This is a genomic window from Microcoleus sp. AR_TQ3_B6 (genome assembly GCF_036702785.1).
Lineage (GTDB): Bacteria > Cyanobacteriota > Cyanobacteriia > Cyanobacteriales > Microcoleaceae > Microcoleus.
In genome coordinates this window covers 1-26,545 of record NZ_JAUBVJ010000064.1, presented here as the reverse complement: position 1 = coordinate 26,545, position 26,545 = coordinate 1, and the positions used below count along the sequence as shown (strand labels likewise).

Sequence of the window (26,545 nt, the reverse complement as noted above, 5' to 3'; positions counted from 1 at the left end):
ACGCTCGATTTGAGATTTTAGATGGATTTTCGCTCTCAAACAAATTTACAGCACGTCAGCAAAAGCGGGACGCAAACGCCGGTAAACCGCCAAGCCTCCACAAAATATAGCAGCAGAAATCAGTGTGGCGACACCCCATTCGCCCCAGTGCTTAACTTCTCCAAGCAGTATGAGGTCTCGATAAACCTCCGAGATGGCGGCCATTGGATTCAGCCAAAATATCCACGCTCGCCACTCTTGGGGGATTACTGATGCTGGGTAGACGATCGGCGTCAAATAAAACCAAAAATTTAGAATAACACCTAATGTCTGAGGAATGTCTCGCAAAAACACCGTCAAGCCCGCTGTCAAATATCCCAAACCGGCTGTCAGCAGCAACTGAGGAACCCAAACCAGTGGCAGCAAGCATAAAGTAGCGTTGAGCTTTTGCGAGGACACTGCTACTATGACAATCAAAGCTGCTAAACCCAGAGAACTTTCAATAAAAGCTGTAAAAATCGGCACTAGCGGCAGCAAACCGAGGGGAAATACCACTTTTTTCACTAAATTCGGCTGCCCCACCACCGATACTCCCGACTTGATCAAACCGCTTGTGAAGGCACTCCAAGGCAGCAAACCTGCAAACAGCCAGACTCCAAAGGTAATGTCGCTGTTTTCCGGGAAGCCTGCAAGGCTGAGCTTTACCTTGAGGACGATCGAAAATACATAAGTGTAAATCACTAATTGCGATAGCTGATTCAGCAGCGGCCACAAGTTGCCTAGAATCGAGCCTTTGTATTGAGCTTCCAAGTCCCGGCGCACCAATGTTGCCAGCAGATTCAGCTTCGCCCACCGCTGGCGAATTGCGGGCAGCCTGCCACCCACCCTTCGGGCCTTTTGGGCAACTCCTTTCACCGTTCTCTGCAATTTTTTCGCCCTCGTTCACTAGCTTCACACCTAAATCAACTCAAGCTACAATTGTGCAGCTTTTGCTAAACCGCAATTATTCCACAGCCCCGTCGCTTTGATCAAGCATATGCAACCCTGGCGAAGTATGTTATTTTAGCCGATCGCCGATCGCACTGCCGAACCGATCGCTAGTTTTTGCTCGTTGTCGTAGCCCCACCGCTGGAAAAATTCCTCGTACTCGCCCTTGGCATTCTGCAAACTTTCTAGCATTTGCGACGCTAGAGTTTGACAGGCGGGCATTTGCAGGATTTGAATTAAATTGCGCGATCGCTTCTGCACTCTAGCAGAACCGGCCGCCTTTTCCTCGCTTTGATGGCGCGAATGATACACGACCATTGCCGCCGACATTGCCAAATTTTTCACCAGCAGTTCTGCTACGATCTCAGGAGCCGATCGCAGCGCCTCGACTACTCCGGGTGACGGGCGATCTGCCTCCGGTAGATCGTCCGTTAGATAGGTGACAAAAAAACCCCTAGCACCGTTCTGTGTTTTCACCAGAGATCTAACAGCTTGCTCGATGTCGGTCTCTGAAACTTGATCGGCCTCAATCAACGACAGTAAAGATTGAGTCAGCTCGATCGCCCCCTCAAAAGTTATGCTTTCCGATGCTAATAAAGAAGATGGAATACTCATCACAAACTCAATAATTGTAAAGATTCTGCTAACAATTGTAAACAATTCCCGCTGCCCGATCGCAGATAAATATGGCTATAATCTCCTCCAAACAACAGCCCCCTGACCCAAACCTACCGCCAGACCTAGCCCCAGCCCGTCGCAAAAAAGCCGCCAAACCCCAGGCGGAATCTTTGCTAGAATCGCAAGAACTACCCGAGGAAATCAACAGCAAACAAGACGACAAAATCCGGCCCCAGCGGTTAGCTGAATACATCGGGCAAAAAGACTTGAGAGAAGTTTTGGCGATCGCAATTGCAGCGGCCAAATCTCGCGGCGAACCGATGGATCATTTGTTACTCTACGGGCCGCCAGGGTTGGGAAAAACCACAATGTCGCTAATTTTAGCAGCAGAAATGGAAGTTGAATGCAAAATCACCACAGCCCCGGCTTTAGAAAAACCGCGAGATATTGTCGGATTGCTGATCAACCTCAAAGCAGGCGACGTGCTGTTTATCGACGAAATTCACCGTTTATCTAAGGTTACAGAAGAAATCCTCTATCCGGCGATGGAAGACTGCCGCTTAGATATTACCATCGGTCAAGGCAAAAGCGCCAAAATCCGCAGTATTCCCCTGAAACCCTTTACCTTAGTAGGAGCAACCACAAAAGTTGGGTCGCTGACATCTCCATTGCGCGATCGCTTCGGCTTGATCCAAAGATTACGCTACTACGAAATAGACGAACTCAGTCTAATTGTCCAAAGAACCGCCCAAGTTCTCGACACTCAAATCACCCCAGAAGGAGCCACAGAAATTGCCCGCCGAGCTCGCGGCACCCCCCGCATCGCTAACCGCTTGCTGCGGCGAGTTAGAGACTACAGCGAAGTCAAAAATTTAAAGCCAATTGATGCCGAAGTTGCCTCACTCGCCCTGGAATTATTCAACGTAGATCCGCTAGGTTTAGATTGGACTGATCGGCGGATTTTGACAGCAATGATTGAGAACTTCAACGGCGGTCCAGTGGGCTTAGAAACCCTCGCAGCTTCTACAGGAGAAGACACTCAAACCATTGAGGATGTCTACGAACCTTATTTAATGCAAATCGGATTTTTGCAGCGGACAAATCGCGGGAGAATGGTAACGGTTGCTGCTAGAAAACACTTGAATTTTAGGGAATAAAAAATGGGGATTGTTGACTGTTGACTGTTGGCTGTTGGCTGTTGACTAATGACTAATGACTAATGACTAATGACTGATAACTCCTCTTATAAATTAAGTAGGGTGCCCACTGCGCACCTTACCGCTATAAGTAGTGTGAAACAACTTTTTGGGTTCAGGAATGAACTAATAACCAATAACCAATAACTAATAATTGCTAATATAGCGGTTCTCAATCGTCGTGAGGTATGCCCGATGCCCGATGCCCGATGCCCGATGCCCGATGCCCTATGCCCTATGCCCTATGCCCGATGCCCGATGCCCTATGCACGTCGGGTACCTCATGTTACAGAGAAAGGCTATAAATTAGTTTTCCATCTTTTTTACAGCAGTCAAATCAGCTTTTAAATCGTGGGAAACCAGCGACAAATTCCGCAATGCTTTTTCTCGCTCAGCCGCAATCTTTAGAGCTGTTTCCCAAGTAAAAGTAAAAGAATGAAAAGAATCCGAATCAATTCTATCTCGATCCAAATCCCCAATAACTTGCTTAAAAATATCAAATAACTCTTCTTGCAACCGATCTATTTCGTCAAAACTTCCGGCTTGGCGGATTCTTTGAATCAAATTTAGAATAATCAAATTAAACTTGTCAGCTCGTTTTTTTTGTTTCTGCAAAAAGCGCGCTCGCAACTGCCAAAGCCAAGAAACAAAAAGAGTAACAAACGAAAAACACAAACCGATAACATCGGAATTTTCTGCTAAAAAATCCGGCTTTTCGCGATCGTAATAAGCCTGAGCGCCCTCATGTATTGGTAGAGCAAAACTACCGCTTCCGGACGGCTCACTAATCATGGTCGCCAAACGATTAGCAGCCACCAAAGTGCGGCGGTGCTCGAACAAAATCCGCGTAATTTCCTTAACTATTTCCGGAGCGACATCCTGACGAACCAACAGAGTAGCCTCCACCCCAACGGTAGGCAAATCCGTATCTGGTACTGCTGGAGCGGCCTTGTAAGTACCCTTAGGAATCAAGTTAGCTTCGAGATAAGGCAACTTAATTTTCATCGCCGCTCCTTGGTCGATGGGCACCAAGTTTGCCCGCGTATTTTGCAGCAACTGGCTAACCAAATCGCTCCCCGGAGGTAGCACCCAAAAAATAGCATCCGCCTCGCCGCTAGCAAACAACTTAGTACCCTCAGTCCAAGAGCCAGGAGTAGACTTAAAATCACTTGCTTTCAAACCGTAATGTTGGCTGACCAACCAAAAAGAACTGTAAGAACCGCTGCCTTGAGCCATCAGCGCAATATGTTTTCCTTTTAAATCAGAAACGCTTTGAATTCCAGACTGTTCCGAAACAATTAAATGAAAAACTTCCTTAAACAAAGAAGCAATTACCCGCCCTTGGGGCACTGCCACCGTATCGTTCTGGACAATAGCTAACTGAGCCTCATTTGCCTGAAGCCGGCGCATATTTTCGTCAGCGCCTTGAGTCTCAACAACTTTAATCCGCAGGCGCGGATTTTGTTGCATAACTACCTCAGCAATTGCTTGTCCGAAAGGATAATAATTGCCTGTCTTGTTTCCCGTGGCTAGGGTTAATTCATAGACTCCCTGCTTGTCTTGGTGCAGCTTCGACCCAAAAGCTCCAATCAGGACAACGCTTAATAGAGCAACGGGAACCAGAAATTTATTTTGCATTGAGGTTGAGACTCGATCGTGAGAATGGCAAAATCAAAAGTATTCTCGAGGAAAATGAAAATAGAACTCGGGAAATTGGACGCGCCCGATAGTGGAGGAGCCAGCCAATTCCATGTTTGGCCGATGCTTTTAGGCCCCATCCGATGGGGGATTTCCCATAGGGGGTTTTAGATTAAGATTACCACTCAATCTAAAATCTACAATCTAAAATCTAAAATTGTCCGATGCTTTTAGGCTCCATGCCCAATTCCCAATTCCCAATTCCCAATTCCCAATTCCCAATTCCCCATGTTACTATCCCTCAGAATTGAAAACTTTGCTCTAATTGACTGCCTGGATCTAGAGTTTGGCCCGAGCTTGAACGTATTTACAGGGGAAACCGGCGCAGGTAAATCGATTATCCTAGATGCGATCGATGCAGTGTTGGGCGGGAAAGTCGATCGCCGATCGATTCGCACCGGAGCAGCGCGGGCAATATTGGAAGCTACCTTTGAATTGGATTCTGCTTCCGCAAGGTGGCTGGGCGAGCAAGAAATCGAACCCATAGACGGAAATTTAGCCGTTTGCAGCCGGGAAATTAACGCATCTAGCGGTACTCTGCGCAGCCGATCGCGCTTGAACGGAATTCTCGTCAACCGCCAGTTAATGGATCAACTGCGCGATCGGCTCGTCGAAATTACCGCCCAAGGCCAAACCGTCCACCTCGGACAAGAAACCCTCCAGCGAGAATGGCTCGATTTGTACGGCGGCAAAAAACTTGCTGATGCGCGATCGACAATCGCCTCCGCGTGGCTATGTGCCAGCAACGCCAAAACAGCCCTCAAGCGCAGGCGTCAGTCGGAACAGCAGCGGCTGCAAAGACTCGATTTGTTAGAATACCAAGTCCGAGAACTCGGCGAAGCCCACATCGAAGACGCCGACGAACTCGCACAGCTAGAACAAGAATCAATCCGCCTCGGCCACGTCGTTGAATTGCAGCAGCAGAGTTACCAAGTTCACCAAGCCCTGTACCAAAACGACGGCGACAGCCCATCAGCCGCCGACTTGTTGAGCAAAGCCGAAGTAATTTTAAGCGACATGGCAGTTTACGATGTGCAGTTGCAACCAATCCTAGAAATGGTCAGCGATGCTTTAGCTCAAGCCACAGAAGCCAGCAGGCAAATTAGCAGCTACGGCGAACAATTAGAAGCAGATCCCGAAAGACTCGAAGAAGTAGAAGAGCGGATTCGCGAACTCAAACAAATTTGCCGAAAATACGGACCGCTCAAAGAAGCGATCGCCTACTACCAAAGCATCCAAAACGAACTGAACGAACTTTTAGAAGGAGGCGAGTCAATGGAAGCCTTAGAACTCGCATATCAGACCGCTTTAGAGCAATTAAAAGACACTTGTAGCCACCTCAGCACCCTGCGGCGCGAAGCAGCCCTCAAACTAGAAACTCACCTCGTAGAAGAACTTAAGCCTTTAGCAATGGAAAAAGTGCAATTTCAAGTCGAAATCTCGCCAACTCCCCCAACCGCCACCGGTGCCGACCAAATCGCCTTTTGTTTCAGCCCCAACCCGGGCGAGCCGCTGCAACCCCTGGGCGCGATCGCCTCCGGGGGAGAAATGAGCCGCTTTCTGCTGGCTATCAAAGCCTGTTTTTCCCAAATAGAAAGCGCCGGTACGCTGATTTTTGACGAAATCGACGCTGGAGTCTCCGGGAGAGTCGCCGGCGCCATCGCCAAAAAACTCTACCAACTCTCTGACAAACACCAAGTTCTCTGCGTCACCCACCAACCGCTGATCGCCGCGATGGCTGATTTTCATTTTCGCGTCAACAAACAGACGATCGAAGCAGAACCAAGTATCGGCGAACCCGCAGCCTCCTTTGAACCAGTGGAACGCACAGTAGTCAGAGTTGCAGCCCTCAACAGCGAGCAGCGGCGCGAAGAACTCGCCCAACTCGCCAGCGGTCGCTCAGCAACAGAAGCCATCGCTTTCGCCGAATCCCTACTCGTTCAAGCCGCCGGATTGCGCCAAACTCAGTGGGCCAAACCCTGAAGGCACAACAATGGTTCGTGCAGCGTCAGTCGAAAATAGTCCACGCTGGCCGTTTGAGTCTCCCAAATCGGTTTTCTTAAATTTTTATGGAGGGTTGAAAAAAGTATGGAAGTTAAAAAACCCGGTTTATGCGTCCCAGACGGGAAAAAAAGCTGCAACCGAAACCGACGGTCGAACAGCGTCAAACTCAGTCCCTCATACCCTTACACAGCCCTCAAGCCGATCGGGGGGGCAAAAAGGCGGAGTTTTTGGGAGCCGGAGGTTACACTAAAAATAGCAACCGTAAGTTTTACAAAAAAAAGCTGAAAGCCCCGTGAGTTTATTTACGGGATGACAGCTTATAGCAGCAAAATTGACAACAATTCTAGTTAAAAACCACAATTGTGTAGAGAAGGACACACATCACTGGCAACTGGTGGTGTCACAATTGCAGCTAGTCCCACAATGCCATCCGTCTTTCAGCAGTCCTCCCCGCAGTACGCATTCTTCTGCGGGCGATCGGCTCTTAGACCTGCCGAACCTACTTAAACCAGGCACGCATAATGTCAAAATCAGTTAATAAACCATTTAAACAGGATTGGCATTCTCTAACAAGAGTGCAGCAATGTCACAGCAGCATTACCGTCGCACCAGCAGTTCACTAGCAATCCCAACTGAATTGGCCTTGCTCTGTGGCCGGAGTTCTGTACACTGGGAAATAGTTTCACACATACTTGAGTTTTGTGCGACCTGTGACTCCTTAATGAACTTGCCCGCTCTCCTAGCTTAGAGACTAACCCTTACGCTTAAGATTCTGTAAAGGTCTATGAAATCTGCATCTCCTACCAATTACTCTTCGGACAAAGTGATAGATGTCCCTGTTGTAGGTAAAAATCATCAGGAACAGCATTCTCACCCTCCCTCTAACAGTAGTCAACTGGTTGTCAAAAACCAACCAAACTTCTCCAGTGTTCTGGCACCGCTAAATAAGCAAAGTTTCACAGTAGTAGTTAAGGAAGTAGAAGAGAAACTTAAGGTTGTCAATCAAACCCTGGGAATGCTCGACAATATCCTTGACAGCCAGGGATTCGACGTCATCCTTAACGAAATGTTGCAGTCGATTACCCTGAAAACCGGGGAATTGCTAAATGCCGATCGCAGCACGATATTTTTATTAGACGAAGAAAAGAATGAGCTGTGGGCGATCGTCGCTAAAGACGAAAATGGCAAAAGTCTAGAACTCCGATTTCCCGCCAATGTGGGCATTGCGGGAGAAGTAGCCACGGAAAAAAAAGTGGTGAACATTCCTTATGATTTTTATAACGACCCCCGCTCGACTAACGCAAAAAAAACTGACGAAACAACAGGATATCGCACTTATACAATGCTGGCGATGCCCCTGATCAACGAAGAAACAGGAGAGTTAGTAGCAGTCGTTCAACTGATTAATAAACTCAAGCCCAACCACGAACATTACGGTATTTTAGACGAACAGATTGACAAGGCAGGATTTACTCAAGAAGACGAACAAGTTTTTCGAGAATTTGCCCCTTCGATTCGCCTAATTCTAGAGTCTTCTAAATCTTTCTACGCAGCAACTCAAAGACAGCGGGCCGCGACAGCGTTGATGAACGCCGTCAACGCTCTTTCTCAGAGCGGTTTAGACTTAGAAGATACCCTAAAAAGGGTGATGGATCAGGCAAAAGAACTGATGAATGCCGATCGCAGCACCCTGTGGCTGATCGATGAAGATAAAGACGAACTCTGGACGAAAATCCCGACAGCCGACAGCGTGAAAGAACTTCGCATACCCAGAACAGCAGGTTTTGCAGGCATCGTCGCCGAATCCGGCGAACCGCTGTTGATTCCCTTTGACGTGTACGATGACCCCCGCGCCGAAACTTCCAAAAAAACCGACCAACAAACTGACTACCGTACTTGCAGTATGCTGTGTATGCCAGTTTTTAATGCAGACAAGAAATTGATTGGGGTCACCCAGTTAATTAATAAAAAACGACAAGGAAAATACCCCCCCTACAACCCGGAAGATTGGCCGCACGCCCCCGAACAGTGGAAAGCGAGTTTCAATCGCAACGACATGGAATTTATGAAGGCGTTTAATATCCAAGCAGGAGTCGCCCTACAAAACGCCAAACTTTTTGCTGAAGTCAAACAGCAAGAACAAAGACAAAAAGATATGCTGCACGCCCTGACTAACGGCGTGATTTCTACAGATAAAAAAGGCAATATAGTAGCGACCAATCCCAGTGCCAAACAATTACTGGGTGTCAGCAATACCGAATTAGCCGAAGGTAAATCTTTGCGCGAGTTAATTAAGTTAGAAAAAGGCGATTTTGCCAAGTGGTTCGATGCGTCTTTGTCTCCAAAAGACGATAACGACCGCCAGCAGTATTACCCCGATCAAGTTTTGCTATCCTGTGGAGAAAAATCGCAGAGTATCAATCTCTCGATTAATTCAATGACCGACGCTACCGACCCCAGCAAGGTCAACGGCGCGTTAGTCGTGATGGAAGATATTAGCAACACCAAGCAAATCAAAAACTTGATGTACCGTTACATGACCCCAGAAGTAGCCGAAGCGCTTTTAGCTTCAGGAGATACTGGATTGGGCGGCAAGCGCAAAAACGTTTCGGTGCTGTTCTCAGACATTCGCAGCTATACCACACTAACGGAAAAATTGCAAGCCGAAGAAGTGGTAGTGATGCTGAATAAATATTTTGAAGTGATGGTAGATGTCGTATTCGAGTACGGAGGGACTCTCGACAAATACATCGGTGACGCTCTGATGGCAGTTTTTGGCTCTCCAGCGCCCCTAGAGGATCATGCTTGGTGCGCCATGCAAACGGCGGTGAAAATGCGGGAAAAACTGGCCGTGTTCAATCAAGAGCGTATGGCGAATGGGGAATTGCCGATCAGCATCGGTATGGGCGTGCATTCCGATGAAGTTGTCAGCGGTAACATCGGTAGTAGCAAACGCATGGAATTGACTTCGATCGGAGACGGCGTCAATCTCGCCTCTCGCTTAGAAGGCGCCAGCAAGCAGTACGGCACCGACTTGATCATCAGCGACAATACTTACAGAGATTATACCGATCGGCTCTACGTGCGAGAACTCGACTTCATTACGGTCAAAGGCAAAAGCGAACCGGTAATCGTTTACGAACTCGTGGGCATCCGCGAGGGATACTCGCCAGTGGGCAAGTCACTAACCGAAACACAGCAACAAGTTATAGAACATTACACCCACGGGCGCGAACATTACAAAACTCCAGTCACTCAAAGACTCTCAGAAAGTGAGGTGAAAAACATCTTAAATCATGTCGCCGAAATGCCAGAGGCAGAGATTAAGAAACTGTCCTACAATTTAGAGCAACAGTTGGAACACGAACTCAAGAAGCTGTTATATCAACTGAAAAAGCTGTCAGAATACGACCCGAAAAACCTGTCAGAAGCAGATAAACTCATTGTGCTGTTGCAGACAGAAATCCAACTTCTGAAATTGGAAGGCATCAAAAACCTCTCGGAAGACGAAGCCAAAATGCTGCTGCAAGCAAAAATCAAGCCGCTATCAGCAGACGAGATTCAATCCTTGCAAGAAGGGGATGTCAAAAAACTGTTGGAAGCAGACATCTTAGAGCCATCAAATCCCAAAATCAAGAGGCTGAAACCTTCAGAGATCAGGCAGCTATTGCAGGTGAAAATAAAAAGTCGGGCCTCCGAGACAGTTGCAGAAATGTTAGATGAGGAATTTGAAAATCTGGGACTAGATCGGGTTAAAAAACTGCTGAGCGAGTTTAAGAAAGCCTTAGAACCAAAAGCCAAGCAATCCTTTAGAGACGCCGAACGCGAATTTAACGCCGTTTTGGAAGTTGACCCCAAAAACAAGGCAGCTAAATTGCACGTCGATCGCTGTAAGTTATTTCAGCACAGACCTTCAGATGTACTAAACTGGGACGGCGTGTGGAATCTCACAGAAAAATAGCAGTGACCCCGAGAGCATTTGCGATCGACGGCCTCCGGGTTCCAGGCTGGGGGCGATCGCGATCGGGGGTGCGCCCCGCCCGGACATCCGACCGATTAACATCAATATCCTGTTGGGGCAATTTTAAATAAGCTCCAACAGGTATCATTGTTAGATAACCCGACTGGAACTCGCTAACTTGCTTTCGCCATATGCCCGCGTTTCCCCGCAAGAGCGACCACAAACAAAGCACTTCTACCCTTAGGAGAGCTTAAAAAATAGTTAGGACTTGCGCCAGCATTACCCAGTTTCTGAAAAAAATTTTGGGGCTAGCTGACAAAACATCCGCTCAAAAACCGGATTTTTGACCCCGCCCGCGTAAGTCCTAATAACGTTGGCGGCTCCTAAAAGCAGCTTGCTTTCATCAGATAGTCAACGTTCTAGTCTTAGATATAGAAAACTACTAGCATCAGTTATGGATAATTGGAATTCGCAATCGGGAGATATTGAGTCGGTAGATCAGGTTTACCAACTATTGTTAGAGATTGCTCGCAGTGCGCTGGCAGATATCCCCAGAATCCCTGAAAACATCACTCTAAAGTCTCTTCCCCTGATCCAGAAATTACAAAGCATTCAGCAAAGACGACACGGACAAGCGTTTAAATCCGATTACTTTTCGGCAAACGATCTCGAATGGGTGGATCAAGTCCGTCAACTGCTAGAAGAACTGACCGGCGAGTCTTTGTCGGAACGACCAAAAATGCCGGAAAACCTGGCAGGCAGAGCTTTGGGTCTGGCAGATAAGGCACAAAGCATCAAAGAAACCATAGAAGAAAATGCAGCCGACAGCCCAACAGATGAAGAGGAGAGCTCCTTGCAGCCTCCAGACGCGCTGCTGAACCTTTTGCACCAGAGTTTAAAAAATCAGCGCGCAAAAAGCTACAAACCCGATGCTCCCGAATGGCAGCAAGTCTTGACCCTGCTAGATGTATTGCAGTCAATTTACAAGCAAATTCAACGTTAAATTCAAGCTTAAATTACGTGGTTCTTTATTGTGCGCGATCGCTAGCTTTTAAAGGCGGTTGTTCTTTGACAGAAAAAGTTTTTTGGCGTGGCCAGAAGATTTCAGATTATGGCATTTTTGTCAACTAAACTAGGCTTAATCGGTTCTAGGGCAGGAAAACATGAGCGGACAAAACATCGGCGATTTGTCAGGAGAAATATTAGCCGATCGCTATCAGTGCGATCGGCGGCTCGGCAAGCAAGCGGGACGGCAAACTTTACTCGCCCGCGACTTAAAAACCCAACAGCAAGTAGTAGTCAAACTCCTCTCATTCAGCAGCGACTTTAACTGGGAAGACTTAAAACTGTTCGAGCGAGAAGTCGAAACCTTAAAATCCCTATCCCATCCCGCAATTCCCCGATATCTCGACTCCTTTGAAATCGACACGCCCAACCGCAAAGGATTCGCCCTAGTTCAGACTTACATCGAAGCCAAATCCCTACAAGAATATCTCTCAGATGGGCGCACCTTCAGCGAAAGCGAACTCAAACAATTAGCAACAGCATTATTAGACATCCTCGCCTACCTGCACCAGCGGCAGCCCCCGGTGATTCACCGCGACATTAAACCCAGCAATATTTTACTCAAAAATCGATCGGGAAACAGCGTCGGCGAAGTTTACCTAGTCGATTTTGGTGCAGTTCAAACCCTAGCCACGCAACAGGGAAAAACGGTCACCGTTGTCGGAACCTACGGCTATATGCCGCCAGAACAATTTGGCGGGAGGGCGGTTCCCGCTTCCGACTTGTACGGCTTGGGAGCAACATTAATCGCCTTAATTACCAAGCAGCATCCAGCCGACTTGCCGCAGAAAGATTTGCAGATCGAATTCGAGCAATTCACCCAACTAAGTCCCGCTTTTACCAATTGGCTGAAGTGGATGACGCATCCCAGTTTAGATCGCCGTCCCACGGAGGCCCAGATTGCCAAAGAAGTTCTAGAAAAACCGCAGGAAATAAATAAATATTCCCTGCCATTGAGACAGGGAAAAACGGTGAACACTTTTAGCTTGTTCAAGAATGCGATCTGGCGCAGCACTGGGACAGGAGCTCTAGCTGTAGGAGCTTCTATAGCAATTTACAGCACCTTTATTTATCCAGGTATGGGGACAATTATCGGAGGAATCGTGGGCGTTTCTCTCGGCTTGCTGCTGGGGCTGTGGAACGGAATAATCGTAGGAATTGTGACCCGCTGGTGGTTTTTCCCCCTAACTAATCCCAAACTTCATCGACAGGTTTTAAGTGCAATTAGTATCGTACTCTGTACCTCGACAAGCATCATCTTCTTTTGGATGAATCCTTTGTTGGGTCTCAGGTATGATATTATCTTCACATCTGCACCGTCCCTAATTGCAGGACTGTCAATGGGGGCAAATACCAACTCTATTGCCCGGTGGTATCAAAAAGCAAGCGGACTGTAATCTCAAATTGAGAATAATATCATGATACCCAGATCCAGACTTCTTGGAGAAGTCGGGGATATAAAAGAAGAGCGTTTAATGTCAAGTTAAAATTCAGATGGAAAAACATGACTGGCCACATATTAGCAGAACGCTACGAAGTGCAGCGACAACTGGGAAAACAAACAGGTCGCCAAACGCTGCTAGCTCGTGACTTGCAAACTCAAGAATTAGTTGTCATCAAACAGCTATTCCTCGGTGGCGATTTTGAATGGCAAGACCTCAAACTATTTGAACGGGAAGCGGAAACTTTAAAATCGCTTTCTTACCCAGCAATTCCCCGCTACCTCGACTACCTGGAAATTGACGAACCAGACACTAAAGGATTTGCCCTGGTACAGACTTATGTAGAGGGGAAAACTTTGGAAGAGCATTTGCGATCGGGACGTACTTTTAGCGAAAGCGAGGTGAAACAATTAGCTAAATCGCTGTTAGAAATTTTGATTTATTTGCACGAGGAGCAAGATCCGCCTGTTATTCACCGCGACATTAAACCAAGCAATATCTTACTGCACAGCAGATCCGGCCACAGTGTCGGACAAGTTTATTTAGTTGATTTTGGTTCGGTGCAGAACCAAGTGGCAAAATTTGGCGGCACAATTACAGTAGTCGGAACTTATGGATATATGGCGCCGGAACAATTTGGCGGGCGATCCGTTCCGGCTTCTGACCTCTACGGTTTAGGGGCAACTTTAATTTATTTGGTAACGGGTTTGCATCCCACGGAACTGCCGCATCAGGATTTGAGAATTCAATTTGCCGATCGGGTAACGCATCTCAATTCTAATTTAGTCGATTGGCTGGAGTGGATGACAGAACCTAGTTTAAACAAAAGGTTATCCTCGGCTGGGGAAGCATGGCTATCGCTAAAAAATCCCCGCCCGACAGAGAAAACTCCTATAGCAGTGCAGCGGCAAGGCAGCGATATTAAATTGACCAAAAATTCGGAATTTATAGAAGTTATAATTCCGCCGCAGGGAGTCGGTTTTGGTTTAATTGCCATGCTTTCGGGTGTGATTGCTGCGAATGTCACATTATATATCAGTGGTTATAACGGGGATATAAATCCGCTACTTTTTCTGATATTAGGAAGTTTCTTAGCTGTGGCAGGAGTATTAAAGTTGATCGCTGCACTATTTGTGGAAGTACGTCTCAGAATCGATAGACAGCAAATATCCTATAGCAGCGATATGGTGGGGTTGAGATGGAATAATTCCCCGCCAGCTCCCAGACAAGACATTGGCAAGTTGGAAATTGAAGAAATTGAATATACTAGGCGCGGCACGAAACAGAAATTATCTAGAGTTTCTCAGATAATTATTCAAGCGGGCAACCAAAAATATCAACTAGGAGTGAAGCAGAGACTAAAGGAATCAGAAATCGAGTGGTTAGCAACAGAACTAAGCCAGTGGTTGGGATTGAAAATTAAAAGAACTTTGAGAGACGGTAAAAAGAAGATATCGATGTGAAAATATTTCCCTCGCCAAAACAAAGCCTTGCCCCCTCAAACTGCGGGATGGGCGTCGGACCCCTCCGGTGTATTTTCAAAGCAGGCGGGACACTTTACAAGAATCATCCTCAAATTGTGACGCCGATCGCACTCGCCCGCTTTCGGTCAATCTCCTGCAGCCGTCGGGCGCGATCGCCCGTAAAATGCTATCAAAGGGATTTGGCAACAAGTAGCACTCATCCCAATCATCTGTTAACTTGGAGATATTGTTGTGGACTTATCGCTAATTCCGGCACAGCCGAAACCAGGACTGCTCAACGTCCTGATCGAAATAACCGCCGGTAGCAAAAACAAATACGAGTTTGATAAAGAGATGCAAGCCTTTGCACTCGATCGGGTGCTTTCTTCCTCAGTCCAATATCCGTGCGACTACGGCTTCATACCCAATACCTTAGCCGATGATGGCGACCCCCTCGACGGCATGGTGATGATGGATGAGCCCACATTTCCAGGGTGCATTATCGCGGCTCGCCCGATCGGAATGCTAGAAATGATCGATGGAGGCGACAGGGACGAGAAACTGTTGTGCGTTCCCGACAAAGACCCGCGCTACGCTCACTATAAGTCCCTCAAAGACGTAGCCCCCCACCGCTTGGACGAAATAGCCGAATTTTTTAGAACCTACAAAAATTTGGAGAAAAAAGTCACGGAAATTCTGGGTTGGCAAGATGTGGATCGAGTAATGCCGTTAGTGGAAAAATGCATCGCAGCCGATCGCAAATAAGCCCCTAACCCGCACTCCTCGACTGCAACCCGACTAACAACTCAGGAGGCCCAACTGAAGGCGACCGCTGCAGGTCTAGGGATGCAGTCGAGGAACGGGTGGCTAGAATGTCAAATCAGTCGTGAATGCCGAGTCACCGGAACGGCATTCCTCAAAACGCCACCCGGGCCCCTATCTTGAAAAAAATACTCCTCATAGAGTAAGATGAAGCGCAAATTCTACCCCCGGGGAATGAGTTCTATGTTATAGAAAATTTTACCCGAACACTCTTGGAAAGGCGCTATCTTAATCTCAGAACACAGAACACGCCGGGCAGCCTGCAGGGTGCAAAAAATAATCTCTCAAGCGTGACATCTCCTAGACCAACCGGTACGGTTTAAACTTCTAATACCCCAAGTGTTCGGCACTCGGATGCTTTCGGGATAAAGCGCTTTATAGTACGGATTGCTAAAAACTAAAAACTAAAAACTAAAAGCTAAGATTTCAACTCCCAAGTTCCTGCCCCCAAAGCTAAAAAAAATGCCAGATTCCGCACCCTCTCAACCCAATCCACAGCCTTCCGATCACAAAGCCACTATGGAAAATAGTCCTTTGACCGAGTTTGTCGTTCAGTTTTGGGGCGTGCGGGGCAGCATCGCCACCCCCGGCACCAAAACAATTCGCTACGGAGGGAACACCTCTTGCGTAGAAATGCGCTTGGGCAAAAAACGCCTGATTTTTGACGGTGGCACAGGTTTGCGAGTTCTAGGCCTCAACCTGCTGCGGCAAATGCCCGTGGAAGCCCATATGTTTTTCAGCCACACTCACTGGGATCACATTCAAGGGTTTCCGTTTTTTACTCCTGCCTTTATCCCGGGGAACTGCTTTCACATTTACGGAGCGATCGCCCCCAACGGCACTACAATCAAACAGCGTCTTGCCGACCAAATGCTGCACCCCAATTTTCCCGTGCCCATTCAAGTGATGCAGTCAGACCTCAAATTCAACGATTTGACTCCGGGCGATATTCTCGAACTCGACGATGTGAAAATAGAAACAGCACTGCTCAACCATCCCAACACCGCGATCGGATATCGAGTCACCTGGGGGGGACACACGGCGGTCTACTGCACCGATACAGAACATTTTCCCGATCGGGTGGACGACAATGTGGTACACCTAGCTCGCAACGCCGACGTGCTGATTTACGACGCCAACTACACCGACGAAGAGTATTACAGCTTCAAAAACCCCAAAGTCGGCTGGGGACACTCGACTTGGCAAGCAGGAATAGAAATAGCGAAAGCTGCAGGAGTCAAAAAGATCGTGATGTTTCACCACGATCCGAGTCACGACGACAATTTTCTCGATGGCGTAGAAGCAGAGGTGCAGGCAGCCTTCGCCAATGGCTGCTTGGCCCGCGAAGGCATGAGCATACCAGTGATTTAGGCAACAATATCGATGCAGCCTCAAAAAAACCGCCGCGAGAAGGCAGATATTAGCAGCGAGAAGGCAGAAACACCATGAACCACAAAAACCCCCCCAAGCGTCGCTCTCGTGGCTGGCGGGGGCTTTACTCAAGTTTGCTGGTGTTGATAATTTTCTGCGGTACCGGAGGCGGATGGCTGGCAGCCCAGACAGCCGCCGACCACACTCCGGCGCGACTTGCTCAAGTGTCTGCAATTGAAGATAATGGCACAGTCGATCGAATTCCCGATCGCTACCAACTCGGACAGCAACTGTACCTAGAAAACTGCGCCACCTGTCACATCGGTTTACCGCCGCAAGTATTGCCAACAGAAACCTGGCGCAGATTGCTGCAAGATCCCCAACACTACGGGCAAACCATCAAACTGCTAGTAGACCCGTCCCGTCTGCTAGTTTGGAACTACCTGCAAACTTTTTCCCGTCCCCAAGCCAAAGACGAAGAAGTCCCCTATCGAGCGGCCAGTTCTCGCTATTTCAAAGCTCTGCACCCCAAAGTCAAGCTGCCGCAACCTGCAAATATTAGCAGTTGCGTGAGTTGTCACCCCGGTGCATCTAAATACAATTTCCGCAAGCTTACCGCCGAGTGGGAAAACTCCCCCTAGGGAATGCAGGAATTATCCACAATACCTTGCTCAATAACTCCAGCACTAAAGCTCAGGAACACCAAAACTCCTTAACTCATTCGTCCTCAACCGTCTTTTCAATAATCTCAAAAGTACACAAATGTTCTAGAGCGAGCGCTCCTCCCAACTCCTGCTCTATCTTTGCTCTCAACCATGCAAATAAAGCATTTCTCGCTTCCGGCTCCAGCGCTATATAAGGAGAAAGCGTACTCAAAAGCATTAGATAATCATCAGTATTGTAATTTATATTATACACAAATTCATCGGAAATTAATTTCTGAAAACGACCCGAATCAATGACTGTTTGGTTGATTGCTTGTAAAATTAATTTATCCTGTTCTATACGTTCATATTTTGCCAAAGATGGAACAAAATTTTGATACACTTCCTTTAATACTTGAAACACCTCATATCTCGGCGACGGCACTACATTCCCCAACAAAATTAAAGGGCAATTGTATCGCAAAGCATCAGCCGCTTTTGGGCAAGCAATCTCTGGCGGTATCCAGTGAAATGAAGTTGCTGCTAAAACTGCATCAAAACTGTCAGTTTGTAAATCCCATTATTCAAAGCTAGTATTTTGAATTTCAACATTTGTATACTCAGCGCAATTTTGCTGCGCGAATTGACACATTTCTAAACTCGGTTCAACACAAACCATTGAAAAGGCTCACCTAGCAAATTCTACGGTAGCAATTCCCGGGCCGCATCCTATTTCTAGAATCTTTGCTTTGGGCGGAAGCTGAGCTAATTCGATCGCGCGTTGAATCAAATCCGCCGGATACCGAGGTCTGACTCGATTGTAAGCTGTCGCCGCCGCCGAATACCAACTTCTTCTTGGTTCTAACTCTTTATCTGCGTCCATCTGCGTTTATCGACTCCATCTGCGGTTAAAGCTCAAACCAAAACTAAACAGGCAAAAACAGTTCTGAAAAACTAATTTCAATCTCAGAAAAAGCTAGCATTCCGATCGCAGCATTATCTGCAACAACTATCTCAGATCGATCGCCTCCCGGTGCAGGATTCCGGTAAATATATGCCTCCCGTCCTTGCAGATTTCGGAACACTAGCTGCAACAGTAGGTCAACGCCAAATACCAGCAGGTGGAGAAAAAAGTGCCAGTGCACCCAAAGCCGAAACGCCGTCTGAGGATGCAGATGGAAAAACCAGCTACATTGAACGGTTCAACTGCACTTTGCGACAACGCCTGTGGCGACTCCTCAGAAAAACCTTGTCATTTTCCCAGAAGTTAGAGAACCACATCGGTGCAATTTGGACGTTCATCCATCACTACAACGCTACGCAAGCCAGTTAAACAGTCCTTTCCTCTTTACCGCTACCCGAAATCTAAGGGCTTTCTGAGGAAATCGCGGTGAATTCGGGACACACCCTCGTGCATATATCGCGCGTCGCACCGCTAAACCAGAGGCTTATCCAAAGCTTGGAACCGATGCCTGCGGCGGGCTACGCCAACGCACCAACCAGAAAACGGCGATCGCACTCTGAACCAGAGACTTATCCAAAGTGTGGGTGCGATCTTTCAATTCATGCTTGCGGGGCCTCGCACCTTACAAATAACCGACCAAACTTGCTACTCCGTTCCCACCGAGTGGTTAGCTGCTTGAGGGGCATAGAAGTAAAAAATCTGTGCCTTTAACTACTTTTTGAGCAAATGTTATGATATCTTAACTTTAGCGGAGGCTAGTTCAGACAATTTAAGAAACCTGGTTATCAAGTAACCTGATTTATGATTGACAGTAAAAAAATTCAACTGAAATGGGAAAGTTATTGGTTTAAAACCTTTGGGAGATGGCGATCGTGTCCATTGACCTGCCCAATCGACAGACCTCATCCTCGGCATATTTTTTGGAGTTGGATTGGCAGTTTTTTGGCAATTACTGCAACGTCCTATCTTGCTGTAAAAACTAATTCTCCTTTACTAATGGCTCCGTTTGGCGCTACAAGCGTTCTCATCTTTGGTGTCCCTGACAGCCCTTTGGCTCAACCCCGGAATGTCATTGGGGGCAATTTCTTAGCTGCTCTCACCAGTTTAATGATCCTGCATTTTCTCGGTTCTTCTCCCTGGGCGATGGGAATGGCTGTTTCTAGTGCGATCGGAATTATGCAGGCTACCAGAACTCTACATCCGCCTTCGGGAGCAGTTGCTTTAGTCGTCATGATGACCAAACCAGACTGGAAATTTTTGCTAACACCTGCTTTTGAGGGTTCAATAATTTTGGTCTTGTGCGCCGTCATCTTTAACAATTTAGCGGAAGAAAGGACCTATCCCAAGCACTGGTTATAGCATTATCTCTAATTCTCTCACCCTTCCCTCGGGAGCAGTACCCAAATCGGGATGCTCCCTCGATTCCGACGGACATCGGACTTCTTTCTGCCATCCGTTACATCCCGATCGCGTGTAACGGAAGCCGAACTTCCTTCGGCTAGATCAATCAAAAAAAACGGACGGATCGGGGGAAGGTCGAGAGCCCTTTTGAAAGCGTTCCCAAGACTGCTTTAACTGAGCCGGCGCTGGATATTCGCGATCGTAAACCACCAGCACATTCGTCAAATTCCGTCCCGCAGGCAATAAAATCTCCCCTTGATGAGCCAAAGCCACCGAAGCGCCCCCGTCCAAATTCATCGCTTCAAAACAGCCGATCGCCTGCATAACCTTAGCTTCTGCTGCCAAAGACAAACTATCAAGAAAAGTCACCAAAAATAACTTATCTCTGGAAGCCGGAAAGCCGATCGCCGTTCTCGAACCCACGCCCAAAACATGAGAATCTTTAAAACCTTCCGACAAAGGAGACAGCCAAACTTTCCCCCCTTTAACCAATCTCGGCCCGCAAGTCAGAGAAAACCAATGTTGACTCCAATCCGGCTTACCTTCGATTCTAGCCGTCACCATTTCCAATTGATTTCCCGCTTTAATTCCCAAAGTCGTGCCGTAATTTTCCCATCGGCTGTATTTCAAAAACTTACCCGCCGCCACCATATTTCCCAGCACTGATTTCTGCTCATCTTTACCAAAAAAAGTCCCGTTAGCAACAACAGCAGCCCGGTAACGCGCCACCATATTTTCAAAAGGTTCATCACCCCGCGTGACTTTATAATTATTTGCAAAAGCTGCATTATTAGCTAACCCAATTGTGATATAAATTTCGGGGTCTGCGAGGTCAATAGTTGTGAGATAAAAACTTGCGCCAGCTACATTTTGGCGGCCCAGTTGTAGGGGTTTTGCTTGCTTAGCCGAACGTCTGATAATTTGAGGTTGAGACGGCTGCGCGGGTTGTACGGGTTTTGCTTGTTTAGGGGAACGTCTGATAATTTGAGGTTGAGACGGCTGCGCGGCAGGAGAACTTTCTGGCGATTTTACAATTGGATTACTCCGCAGAGGTTGATTGGTTTTTGCAGATTTTACAATGGGATTGTTAGGGAGAGGTTGAGGAGTTGGATTTGATTGTATGCTTGATAAAAAAGCGAGGGACTTTTGCCACAGTTGACCAGCGAGAGTCAAGAAACTATCTCGGTTTTGGGCGATCGCAAAATAGTCAGCCGCAACCCGCGCCAAAGCGATGCCCGTTAAAAACAAAAAAGTGCGCCGCAGCATCGGGCGACAACCTTCAGACTGTTTGCGTTTAGACATAAAAAATCTCAGCTAGGATAGCGAACAGTTTTCTATGGCTTTGACTATAGCGGTTCTCGGAAAGACGAGGTATTTACCAATTAATTAACAATCCCCCAATCCCCCAATCTAAAATATAAAATCTAAAATCTAAACTTGTACCTCATCTATCTGAGAAAGGCTATATAATGGGCGATCGCGTGAATTCTGAAACTACCAGTAGCAGGGTGCGCTGCGGCGCACCTTACCACTCATTCCAAACTCACAACTATTTCCCTAGCCGGTATTCCGCATCCCTGCAGCAATACCATTAATCGTCAGCAGAGCTCCCCGCAACAATTCACCCTTGCTGTAACGCGAGTGAATCACCCCCGGAATCCCGCTACTACCGTGCTGCCGCAAGCGTTTTAGCAGCGAAACCTGCAACAAACCCAAAGGCACAATCGTCGCATTTCGCAACTGCACCGAACGCTGCAATTCCGGATCTTCGTCCAACAAACGTTGGTGTCCGGTAATAGTTAAAACCAAATCCCGAATCAAGTGAAATTCGGCAGCAATTTGATCGAATAAAGCCTTAAAACGCTCCTTGTCAGCGGGCAAAGCTAACTCCTGCACGTAGTGTTCTGCAATCTGCAAATCCACCTTAGATAAAGTCATTTCCACCTTAGAAATTACCATTCTAAAAAACGGCCATTTCAAGTAGAAATACTGCAAAAGTTTCATGTGTTCTTCCGGTTCCTCCAGCAAAAACTCTTGCAAAGCCGTGCCGACACCGTACCAAGAAGGAAGTAAAAAGCGGCTTTGAGTCCAGCTAAACACCCACGGAATTGCTCGCAAACCGCTGATGTCTTTTTTGCCACCGCGACGGGCGGGGCGAGAACTAATCTGCAACTGGCTGATTTCTTGAATCGGGGTAACTTGGTGGAAGAAATCGACTAAATCCGGCTGTTCGTAGATTAAATGGCGGTAGTGCGATCGCGATCGAGCCGACAACTCCTCCATAATCTCATTCCAAGGGTCGATGCCATCAAAACCAGTGTGCAGCAAACTAGCTTGAATTACCGCCGCCGCCACAGTTTCCAAATTGTAAAGCGCCAACTCCGGCAAAGAATATTTAGAAGCCAAAACCTCACCTTGTTCGGTAATCTTAATTCGCCCGCTAATACTCTTTCCAGGCTGAGCCAAAATTGCCTTGTAAGCAGGCCCGCCGCCGCGCCCTACAGAACCGCCTCGGCCGTGAAAAATCCGCAACTCTACATGGTATTTTTCCGCAACCCTTTGCAAAGCCTTTTGAGCTTTGTGGATTTCCCAATTGCTGCTGAGGAAACCCGAATCTTTATTGCTGTCCGAATAGCCCAGCATCACCTCTTGCAATTTGAGAGTTGCGATTGGGTTTGTGAGATTCTCTTCGCTTTTTTCCGTTAATTCCTGCGCGTATCCTCCTGTTAGCAAAGCTCGATAAAGTGGCAAATCAAATATTTTCTCCATTACTTCCGGCGCTTTCTTCAAATCTTCCACCGTTTCAAACAGGGGAACTACTTGAATGCTGCTAATTCCTGTAGCCGGGTCGTAAAGTCCTGCTTCTTTTGCTAACAGCAAAACCGCCAGTAAATCGCTGACATCGTGGCTCATGCTGATGATGTAAGTTTGGCAAATTTCCGGACCAAACTCCTGCTGCATTTGCCGCAATATTCGGAAGGTATTAATCGTCTCGCAAGTTTTGGGCGAAAAGGGCAATTCTGCGGGAATTAAAGGGCGGCGAGTTTGCAGTTCAGTTGCGAGCCAAATAATTCGATCGCATTCCGACATTTGATGGTACGACTTGGGCAAAATTTGCAAGTATTCAGCAATTTCGCTCAAAGCGTCGGAGTGTACTGTTGACTCTTGGCGGATATCTAGGTAAGCCAAATTAAATCCGTAAATTTCTACTTGGCAGAGCAGATTTTCCAAGTCCCGACAGCTCAAACCTGTTTCGACTAAATTGCGCTCGATGAGCTGCAGCTCAGTCAAAAACTCAGCGCCCGATCGATAAAGGCCGGTCATTCCGGGATTTTGTGACAAAGCTTCGCGTTCCCGCTGCAACTCGTCTCCTTTGTAGAGCCGCCAATTGCGATCGCGCGTATTTTCCAGTCGCTGCTGCACGTATGCCAGCTTCAACCGATAAGGTTCTTGGCGGTAGCGGATCGCCCACTGCTCGTAAACATCCGGAAATTCCGATTTGTCGCGATCGAGAGATTCGAGCAATTCCGGCAGCACGTCGCTCCAGTGCAGCGACAAACTCAAAAGTTCGTTCAGCCGCTTCACCGCGGCGATGTACTTTTCTAGCACCAAGTGGCGCTGATAGCAAGCAGTTTGCCAAGTAACTTTCGGAGTCACAGAAGGGTTGCCATCCCTGTCCGAGCCCACCCAAGAACCGAACTTGCAAAAATTGTAACTCGGCGGTTTCAGATAAGGATAAGAAGCGTGGAGCGCTTGCTTTAAGCGGTGGTAGAGTTCGGGAATAGCATCAAACAGAACTTCCTCGAAGTAGTGGAGAGTGTATTCCACCTCGTCAAGCACAGTCGGCTTGAATTGGTGCAGTTCGTCAGTGCGCCACCAGAGGCGAATTTCTTCCATCAGTTGCTCTTGGAGAGCGGCCGCTTCCCAGCAAGACACCGGGTAGGGGCTTTGAGAGTCTGTCCCGATCGCCTGAAATTTCTCGTCAACTTGGTCTAGCTGTTGGAGAATCTTCGCCATTCGCCGCTGCTTGGTGCGGATCGTGTGGCGGACAATTTCCGTCGGGTGAGCGGTGAATACCAAGCGGATGTCCAACTGATCGATCAAGCGCTGGATTTGCTGGCTTGGCACGTTCAAGCGCTGCAGCATCGGGAACAGTTGGTGGAAAGTTCCCGCATCTCGGGCGATCGTCTCGGTGCTGTCTGCCTTGCTCAGAGCCGTTTGGGCGGGGCTTGGGCCTTCCCTGTGGCGCGGGCGATCGGGGGCATCCATTGCTTGTCCGGGCAGCTTAGAAAACATCCGCCCACCAGCGTCGTTGCTGCTAGCGTAAGCTAGCTGTTGGTCTCGCTGTTCGTAGTGCTGTTCGACAATGTTGATCAACTGGAAATACAGTGCAAAAGCCCGAGCCGCGCGGATTGCGGCGTTGAGGTCGAGCTTTTCGATTAGCTGTACCACATTCGATTCGCGAAACCCAGTGGCCTGTCCCTCGGCGGAATTGACCGATCGCATTTGTTGGAGCAAATCCACCAATTCCTGCCCGCACTCCTGTCGCAGCACCGATTCCCACAAGTCCTCTACTACTTTGAGGCGATTGCGCAGAAACAGGTCTGATTTTGAGTAAGCGGGAAAATGGGAAATAGATGTTGCTTCTATAGCCTGTTCTGAAGACTGGAGGACTGAACTCATCGGGCTGTTCCTCTATAGCTGCGGGTGTCTGTGAAAATTGTATTGTTTAGTTTCGCCTAAAACACTTTTGTTTGCAGTCAAATTTGAGACAACTTATTACAAGGTAGAAAGTAAAAGGCACTTATGTACAAAGTATAAGGAAAGATTAATTCTCAAACCACAGATTGTACCTATTGTCAAGCTTTCATATCAGTTGACTGGCGATTTGAAATTTTAGACGATCGGCGTCAGACGTTCGGCGAGACTTCGCGTCGAGTCGCGCGATCGTCGAAGGATTTTAGATTTACTCCCAAGATGAATCTGGAAGCTTGAACAAGAGTCGAAAATTTTGATCTTTCCACGACAAAAGTCGGGGGTTGGTATCCGTTTGTAGGCGGGGTCAAAAAAATTAACTTCTAGCTGCAGCATCCTTCCATAGGGTTGCTAGTCCTGTGATTGAGGAAAGTTGAGCACGGGCAGGCGGGAACCCCGAAAGACTTCTTCGCTTTCAACGCCGATCGACGCAACAAACTCAGCAGCAGCTTTCGCCGCCACCAACCCGCCCAGCATAGGTAAAGCGACCAAGCTCAATAAAATGTCTGAGGGAATTGGCAAATTTGGACTCTTGGGTGCAGCAGTTTTTGGCAAGTCTTGGTTTTCCGACGGCATAAATCCTTCCTGCGTATTCTATTATCCCTAGTTTACAGGCTAGGGCGGGTTTTCTTGCCTCGTTGTATCCTAGATTGGGGCGAGCTGCGGCAGGGAGTCTTGATGAACCCGTAGAATCGATCGCCAGCAGAATCGATCGCCCGATTGTCAAGCCGATCGACTCAAAGGAAATTGTACCCGGTGTGCGATCGCACAAAACTGCTCGCCCGCCCCGTCGAGAGCCTCAAAGGAAATTTTACCCGCACTCCTGAGAGAGCCCGAGTCAGGTAAAACTATCGACAATCAGAGAGAGCGCACAAAACTACTCGCCAGGGAAAGTTAATAGCCCCACAGGAAACTGTAGCGAAGTATGCTCGCCCTTCCTTGTGAAACAATCGATAATAATTCGATCGCACTTCATTGCTGGCGAACCCCGTCCCTCGCACAAAAGGAAGTTGCGATCGAATCACCAAGGCACAACCCATTGGTCATTGAGTAAAGTATAGGCTGATAGAGCCACCTCTAGTGGATCGGAAATAGTAGGAAATATCTCCAGAATCCGTTCAAACCAAATCCGGGAATCGAAATTAGTTCGTCTCGATAACTCAATCAGCATAGCGGTAGGGTAGGCACCTGTGGAAATGATTAAATCTGCATAGTGAGCAAATACAGATTCATCTATTTGTACCTGTTGTGTGCGTAATGTTTTGAGCACAGACATTCCCGAGTTAATGCCGTTTTCTATGTTTTTTTGTGTTAGCACTTTGTCCTTCAAAGGACGACTACCTAACAAGCGAATATACTCGGAGCTGTACATAATTTTTAAAGGTTCGTTTTTTAATTCCTCCTCCCACGACCAGGGTTCTGCTTCTGGATCTATTTCCACAACTGTGAAACATCTGCGACCTGTTGTAAGAGCTGTTTCTAAACACCCAGCATCCACATCGGGATTGCCAGTGCGTGGTTCCATTTCCCACTGATTTAACAAATTACGTAAAAGCTCGGGTCGGGAAACAGAAAGAGCTAGAACCCTAAATTCAACTAAGTGGGTGGGCACAGCAATGATTGTGTCAAGGCGTAACTCATTAATATCCAGACCGCGCAACGTCACACGAATACCTTCCTCATTTCCCGCAGCAGTTGCTAGCAGGTGCCAGCTCTTATCGATTCGTTGCGAACAAGCTTGCTTTAGTTGCTCTAGTAAGACAATTTTACTTCTATCCATACCTGATCTGTTTTAACATCTCTACCTGTTTTCCAACTCGTAGGTGTAGAACCCAATTCTCTGGCTGCATCTTTCAAAGTGTCACCCAATATCGTATTTTCACCAGAAATGCCCTGCTCAATAGCTTCTTTGGTGGGAGCGTGAGTTACATTCGTCAATTTGATGGTTGATGGTCTATTTATTCCCTGAGTTCGTAAGGCATCTGCAATCATATTACCACCCATACGACGGGGAAAATCGCGTGCAAATATATCTGACACCTCGATAACGTTTGGATTAACTTCTTTGAAAGTCACCACCTGAGTACGTGGGTCGTTAGGTAATACCATTTTGCCAAATAAGTGCTACAATGCCAGAAAAATAAGGGATATTTTATGAAGGTCAACTATCAAGAA

23 protein-coding genes and 1 pseudogene are annotated in these 26,545 nt (G+C 47.5%); 13 read left to right on the top strand and 11 right to left on the bottom strand.

From position 1 onward, the window contains the following. Positions 1 to 45: 45 nt before the first annotated feature. Together QUB56_RS25535 and QUB56_RS25530 are read right to left on the bottom strand one after the other, a co-directional pair. The gene (locus QUB56_RS25535) at positions 46 to 894 is read right to left on the bottom strand and encodes an ABC transporter permease (protein WP_332959004.1); all 849 of its coding nucleotides are present in this window, start codon (positions 892 to 894) and stop codon (positions 46 to 48) included. A gap of 147 nt (positions 895 to 1,041) precedes the next feature. Further along, positions 1,042 to 1,581 (bottom strand): hypothetical protein, encoded by a 540-nt coding sequence (locus QUB56_RS25530; RefSeq protein ID WP_332959002.1) that lies wholly within the window; start codon positions 1,579 to 1,581, stop codon positions 1,042 to 1,044. A 71-nt stretch (positions 1,582 to 1,652) separates the two neighbouring features. Between QUB56_RS25530 and ruvB the strand changes: the two genes are divergently transcribed. Next, the gene (ruvB, locus tag QUB56_RS25525) at positions 1,653 to 2,741 is read left to right on the top strand and encodes a Holliday junction branch migration DNA helicase RuvB (protein WP_332959001.1); all 1,089 of its coding nucleotides are present in this window, start codon (positions 1,653 to 1,655) and stop codon (positions 2,739 to 2,741) included. Positions 2,742 to 3,086: 345 nt separating this feature from the next. On the opposite strand, the gene QUB56_RS25520 is transcribed toward ruvB, so the two are convergent. Beyond that, positions 3,087 to 4,418 carry a TAXI family TRAP transporter solute-binding subunit gene (locus QUB56_RS25520; RefSeq protein WP_332959000.1) on the bottom strand — a complete coding sequence of 444 codons (1,332 nt, stop codon included), beginning with the start codon at positions 4,416 to 4,418 and terminating at the stop codon, positions 3,087 to 3,089. 288 nt (positions 4,419 to 4,706) lie between these two features. Between QUB56_RS25520 and recN the strand changes: the two genes are divergently transcribed. From recN to QUB56_RS25505, 3 genes are all read left to right on the top strand, one after another. Beyond that, positions 4,707 to 6,461, top strand: a complete 1,755-nt coding sequence (recN, locus tag QUB56_RS25515) for a DNA repair protein RecN (RefSeq protein ID WP_332958999.1) — start codon at positions 4,707 to 4,709, stop codon at positions 6,459 to 6,461. Between the two features lie 128 nt (positions 6,462 to 6,589). Beyond that, positions 6,590 to 6,778, top strand: a complete 189-nt coding sequence (locus tag QUB56_RS25510) for a hypothetical protein (protein WP_332958998.1) — start codon at positions 6,590 to 6,592, stop codon at positions 6,776 to 6,778. Positions 6,779 to 7,266: 488 nt separating this feature from the next. Further along, a complete protein-coding gene (locus QUB56_RS25505) occupies positions 7,267 to 10,443 on the top strand; it encodes a GAF domain-containing protein (protein ID WP_332958996.1) in 3,177 nt (1,058 codons plus the stop codon). On the opposite strand, the gene QUB56_RS25500 is transcribed toward QUB56_RS25505, so the two are convergent. Next, on the bottom strand, positions 10,430 to 10,591 hold the full coding sequence (locus tag QUB56_RS25500) for a hypothetical protein (RefSeq protein ID WP_332958995.1): 162 nt from the start codon (positions 10,589 to 10,591) through the stop codon (positions 10,430 to 10,432). The two genes, QUB56_RS25505 and QUB56_RS25500, sit on opposite strands and share 14 nt — an antisense overlap. Before the next feature lie 306 nt (positions 10,592 to 10,897). Between QUB56_RS25500 and QUB56_RS25495 the strand changes: the two genes are divergently transcribed. The 6 genes from QUB56_RS25495 to QUB56_RS25470 all read left to right on the top strand — a co-directional run bounded on the left by QUB56_RS25495 (position 10,898) and on the right by QUB56_RS25470 (position 17,247). After that, positions 10,898 to 11,446, top strand: coding sequence for an inorganic pyrophosphatase (locus QUB56_RS25495; RefSeq protein WP_332958993.1), 549 nt, complete (start codon positions 10,898 to 10,900; stop codon positions 11,444 to 11,446). A gap of 160 nt (positions 11,447 to 11,606) precedes the next feature. Further along, positions 11,607 to 12,905 carry a serine/threonine-protein kinase gene (locus QUB56_RS25490; protein ID WP_332958992.1) on the top strand — a complete coding sequence of 433 codons (1,299 nt, stop codon included), beginning with the start codon at positions 11,607 to 11,609 and terminating at the stop codon, positions 12,903 to 12,905. Positions 12,906 to 13,012: 107 nt separating this feature from the next. After that, positions 13,013 to 14,413, top strand: a complete 1,401-nt coding sequence (locus tag QUB56_RS25485) for a serine/threonine-protein kinase (RefSeq protein ID WP_332958991.1) — start codon at positions 13,013 to 13,015, stop codon at positions 14,411 to 14,413. Positions 14,414 to 14,665: 252 nt separating this feature from the next. Then, the gene (locus tag QUB56_RS25480; RefSeq protein ID WP_332958990.1) at positions 14,666 to 15,178 is read left to right on the top strand and encodes an inorganic diphosphatase; all 513 of its coding nucleotides are present in this window, start codon (positions 14,666 to 14,668) and stop codon (positions 15,176 to 15,178) included. 519 nt (positions 15,179 to 15,697) lie between these two features. Beyond that, entirely contained in the window at positions 15,698 to 16,606 is a 909-nt protein-coding gene (locus QUB56_RS25475; RefSeq protein ID WP_332958989.1) for an MBL fold metallo-hydrolase, read from the top strand. A 74-nt stretch (positions 16,607 to 16,680) separates the two neighbouring features. Then, positions 16,681 to 17,247 (top strand): diheme cytochrome C, encoded by a 567-nt coding sequence (locus QUB56_RS25470; protein WP_332958988.1) that lies wholly within the window; start codon positions 16,681 to 16,683, stop codon positions 17,245 to 17,247. Positions 17,248 to 17,323: 76 nt separating this feature from the next. Here QUB56_RS25470 and QUB56_RS25465 read toward each other — a convergent pair whose 3' ends face one another. Both QUB56_RS25465 and QUB56_RS25460 read right to left on the bottom strand, forming a co-directional pair. After that, positions 17,324 to 17,674: a hypothetical protein gene (locus QUB56_RS25465; protein ID WP_332958986.1), complete on the bottom strand. Its 351-nt coding sequence runs from the start codon at positions 17,672 to 17,674 to the stop codon at positions 17,324 to 17,326. A 264-nt stretch (positions 17,675 to 17,938) separates the two neighbouring features. Continuing rightward, positions 17,939 to 18,133, bottom strand: coding sequence for a hypothetical protein (locus QUB56_RS25460; RefSeq protein WP_332958984.1), 195 nt, complete (start codon positions 18,131 to 18,133; stop codon positions 17,939 to 17,941). Positions 18,134 to 18,427: 294 nt separating this feature from the next. Here QUB56_RS25460 and QUB56_RS25455 point away from each other — a divergent pair. After that, positions 18,428 to 18,583, top strand: a pseudogene (locus tag QUB56_RS25455) (IS1 family transposase); the annotation flags it as partial. Positions 18,584 to 19,015: 432 nt separating this feature from the next. Beyond that, entirely contained in the window at positions 19,016 to 19,573 is a 558-nt protein-coding gene (locus tag QUB56_RS25450) for an HPP family protein (protein WP_332958983.1), read from the top strand. 144 nt (positions 19,574 to 19,717) lie between these two features. Here QUB56_RS25450 and QUB56_RS25445 read toward each other — a convergent pair whose 3' ends face one another. The 3 genes from QUB56_RS25445 to QUB56_RS25435 form a co-directional block, all read right to left on the bottom strand. Further along, positions 19,718 to 20,917, bottom strand: coding sequence for a phosphodiester glycosidase family protein (locus QUB56_RS25445; protein WP_332958981.1), 1,200 nt, complete (start codon positions 20,915 to 20,917; stop codon positions 19,718 to 19,720). A gap of 255 nt (positions 20,918 to 21,172) precedes the next feature. Further along, positions 21,173 to 24,298 carry a phosphoenolpyruvate carboxylase gene (gene ppc / locus QUB56_RS25440; protein WP_332958980.1) on the bottom strand — a complete coding sequence of 1,042 codons (3,126 nt, stop codon included), beginning with the start codon at positions 24,296 to 24,298 and terminating at the stop codon, positions 21,173 to 21,175. Between the two features lie 423 nt (positions 24,299 to 24,721). After that, positions 24,722 to 24,946, bottom strand: coding sequence for a hypothetical protein (locus QUB56_RS25435; protein WP_332958979.1), 225 nt, complete (start codon positions 24,944 to 24,946; stop codon positions 24,722 to 24,724). A gap of 62 nt (positions 24,947 to 25,008) precedes the next feature. On the opposite strand from QUB56_RS25435, the gene QUB56_RS25430 reads away from it, so the two are divergent. After that, a complete protein-coding gene (locus tag QUB56_RS25430; RefSeq protein WP_332958978.1) occupies positions 25,009 to 25,197 on the top strand; it encodes a hypothetical protein in 189 nt (62 codons plus the stop codon). A gap of 194 nt (positions 25,198 to 25,391) precedes the next feature. On the opposite strand, the gene QUB56_RS25425 is transcribed toward QUB56_RS25430, so the two are convergent. Both QUB56_RS25425 and QUB56_RS25420 read right to left on the bottom strand, forming a co-directional pair. Next, positions 25,392 to 26,150 carry a hypothetical protein gene (locus tag QUB56_RS25425; protein ID WP_332958977.1) on the bottom strand — a complete coding sequence of 253 codons (759 nt, stop codon included), beginning with the start codon at positions 26,148 to 26,150 and terminating at the stop codon, positions 25,392 to 25,394. Next, positions 26,123 to 26,479 carry a hypothetical protein gene (locus QUB56_RS25420; RefSeq protein WP_332958975.1) on the bottom strand — a complete coding sequence of 119 codons (357 nt, stop codon included), beginning with the start codon at positions 26,477 to 26,479 and terminating at the stop codon, positions 26,123 to 26,125. Before QUB56_RS25420 ends, QUB56_RS25425 begins: the two co-directional genes overlap by 28 nt. Positions 26,480 to 26,545: the final 66 nt, after the last annotated feature.

What these genes read in the sequence shown, in the direction of transcription:
- QUB56_RS25530 (WP_332959002.1), bottom strand. Translation starts at nt 1,581, where the DNA reads ATGAGTATTCCATCTTCTTTATTAGCATCGGAAAGCATAACTTTTGAG.
- ruvB (WP_332959001.1), top strand. Translation starts at nt 1,653, where the DNA reads ATGGCTATAATCTCCTCCAAACAACAGCCCCCTGACCCAAACCTACCG.
- QUB56_RS25520 (WP_332959000.1), bottom strand. Translation starts at nt 4,418, where the DNA reads ATGCAAAATAAATTTCTGGTTCCCGTTGCTCTATTAAGCGTTGTCCTG.
- recN (WP_332958999.1), top strand. Translation starts at nt 4,707, where the DNA reads ATGTTACTATCCCTCAGAATTGAAAACTTTGCTCTAATTGACTGCCTG.
- QUB56_RS25510 (WP_332958998.1), top strand. Translation starts at nt 6,590, where the DNA reads ATGCGTCCCAGACGGGAAAAAAAGCTGCAACCGAAACCGACGGTCGAA.
- QUB56_RS25505 (WP_332958996.1), top strand. Translation starts at nt 7,267, where the DNA reads ATGAAATCTGCATCTCCTACCAATTACTCTTCGGACAAAGTGATAGAT.
- QUB56_RS25500 (WP_332958995.1), bottom strand. Translation starts at nt 10,591, where the DNA reads ATGATACCTGTTGGAGCTTATTTAAAATTGCCCCAACAGGATATTGAT.
- QUB56_RS25495 (WP_332958993.1), top strand. Translation starts at nt 10,898, where the DNA reads ATGGATAATTGGAATTCGCAATCGGGAGATATTGAGTCGGTAGATCAG.
- QUB56_RS25490 (WP_332958992.1), top strand. Translation starts at nt 11,607, where the DNA reads ATGAGCGGACAAAACATCGGCGATTTGTCAGGAGAAATATTAGCCGAT.
- QUB56_RS25485 (WP_332958991.1), top strand. Translation starts at nt 13,013, where the DNA reads ATGACTGGCCACATATTAGCAGAACGCTACGAAGTGCAGCGACAACTG.
- QUB56_RS25475 (WP_332958989.1), top strand. Translation starts at nt 15,698, where the DNA reads ATGCCAGATTCCGCACCCTCTCAACCCAATCCACAGCCTTCCGATCAC.
- QUB56_RS25470 (WP_332958988.1), top strand. Translation starts at nt 16,681, where the DNA reads ATGAACCACAAAAACCCCCCCAAGCGTCGCTCTCGTGGCTGGCGGGGG.
- QUB56_RS25460 (WP_332958984.1), bottom strand. Translation starts at nt 18,133, where the DNA reads ATGGACGCAGATAAAGAGTTAGAACCAAGAAGAAGTTGGTATTCGGCG.
- QUB56_RS25450 (WP_332958983.1), top strand. Translation starts at nt 19,016, where the DNA reads ATGATTGACAGTAAAAAAATTCAACTGAAATGGGAAAGTTATTGGTTT.
- QUB56_RS25445 (WP_332958981.1), bottom strand. Translation starts at nt 20,917, where the DNA reads ATGTCTAAACGCAAACAGTCTGAAGGTTGTCGCCCGATGCTGCGGCGC.
- ppc (WP_332958980.1), bottom strand. Translation starts at nt 24,298, where the DNA reads ATGAGTTCAGTCCTCCAGTCTTCAGAACAGGCTATAGAAGCAACATCT.
- QUB56_RS25435 (WP_332958979.1), bottom strand. Translation starts at nt 24,946, where the DNA reads ATGCCGTCGGAAAACCAAGACTTGCCAAAAACTGCTGCACCCAAGAGT.
- QUB56_RS25425 (WP_332958977.1), bottom strand. Translation starts at nt 26,150, where the DNA reads ATGGATAGAAGTAAAATTGTCTTACTAGAGCAACTAAAGCAAGCTTGT.
- QUB56_RS25420 (WP_332958975.1), bottom strand. Translation starts at nt 26,479, where the DNA reads ATGGTATTACCTAACGACCCACGTACTCAGGTGGTGACTTTCAAAGAA.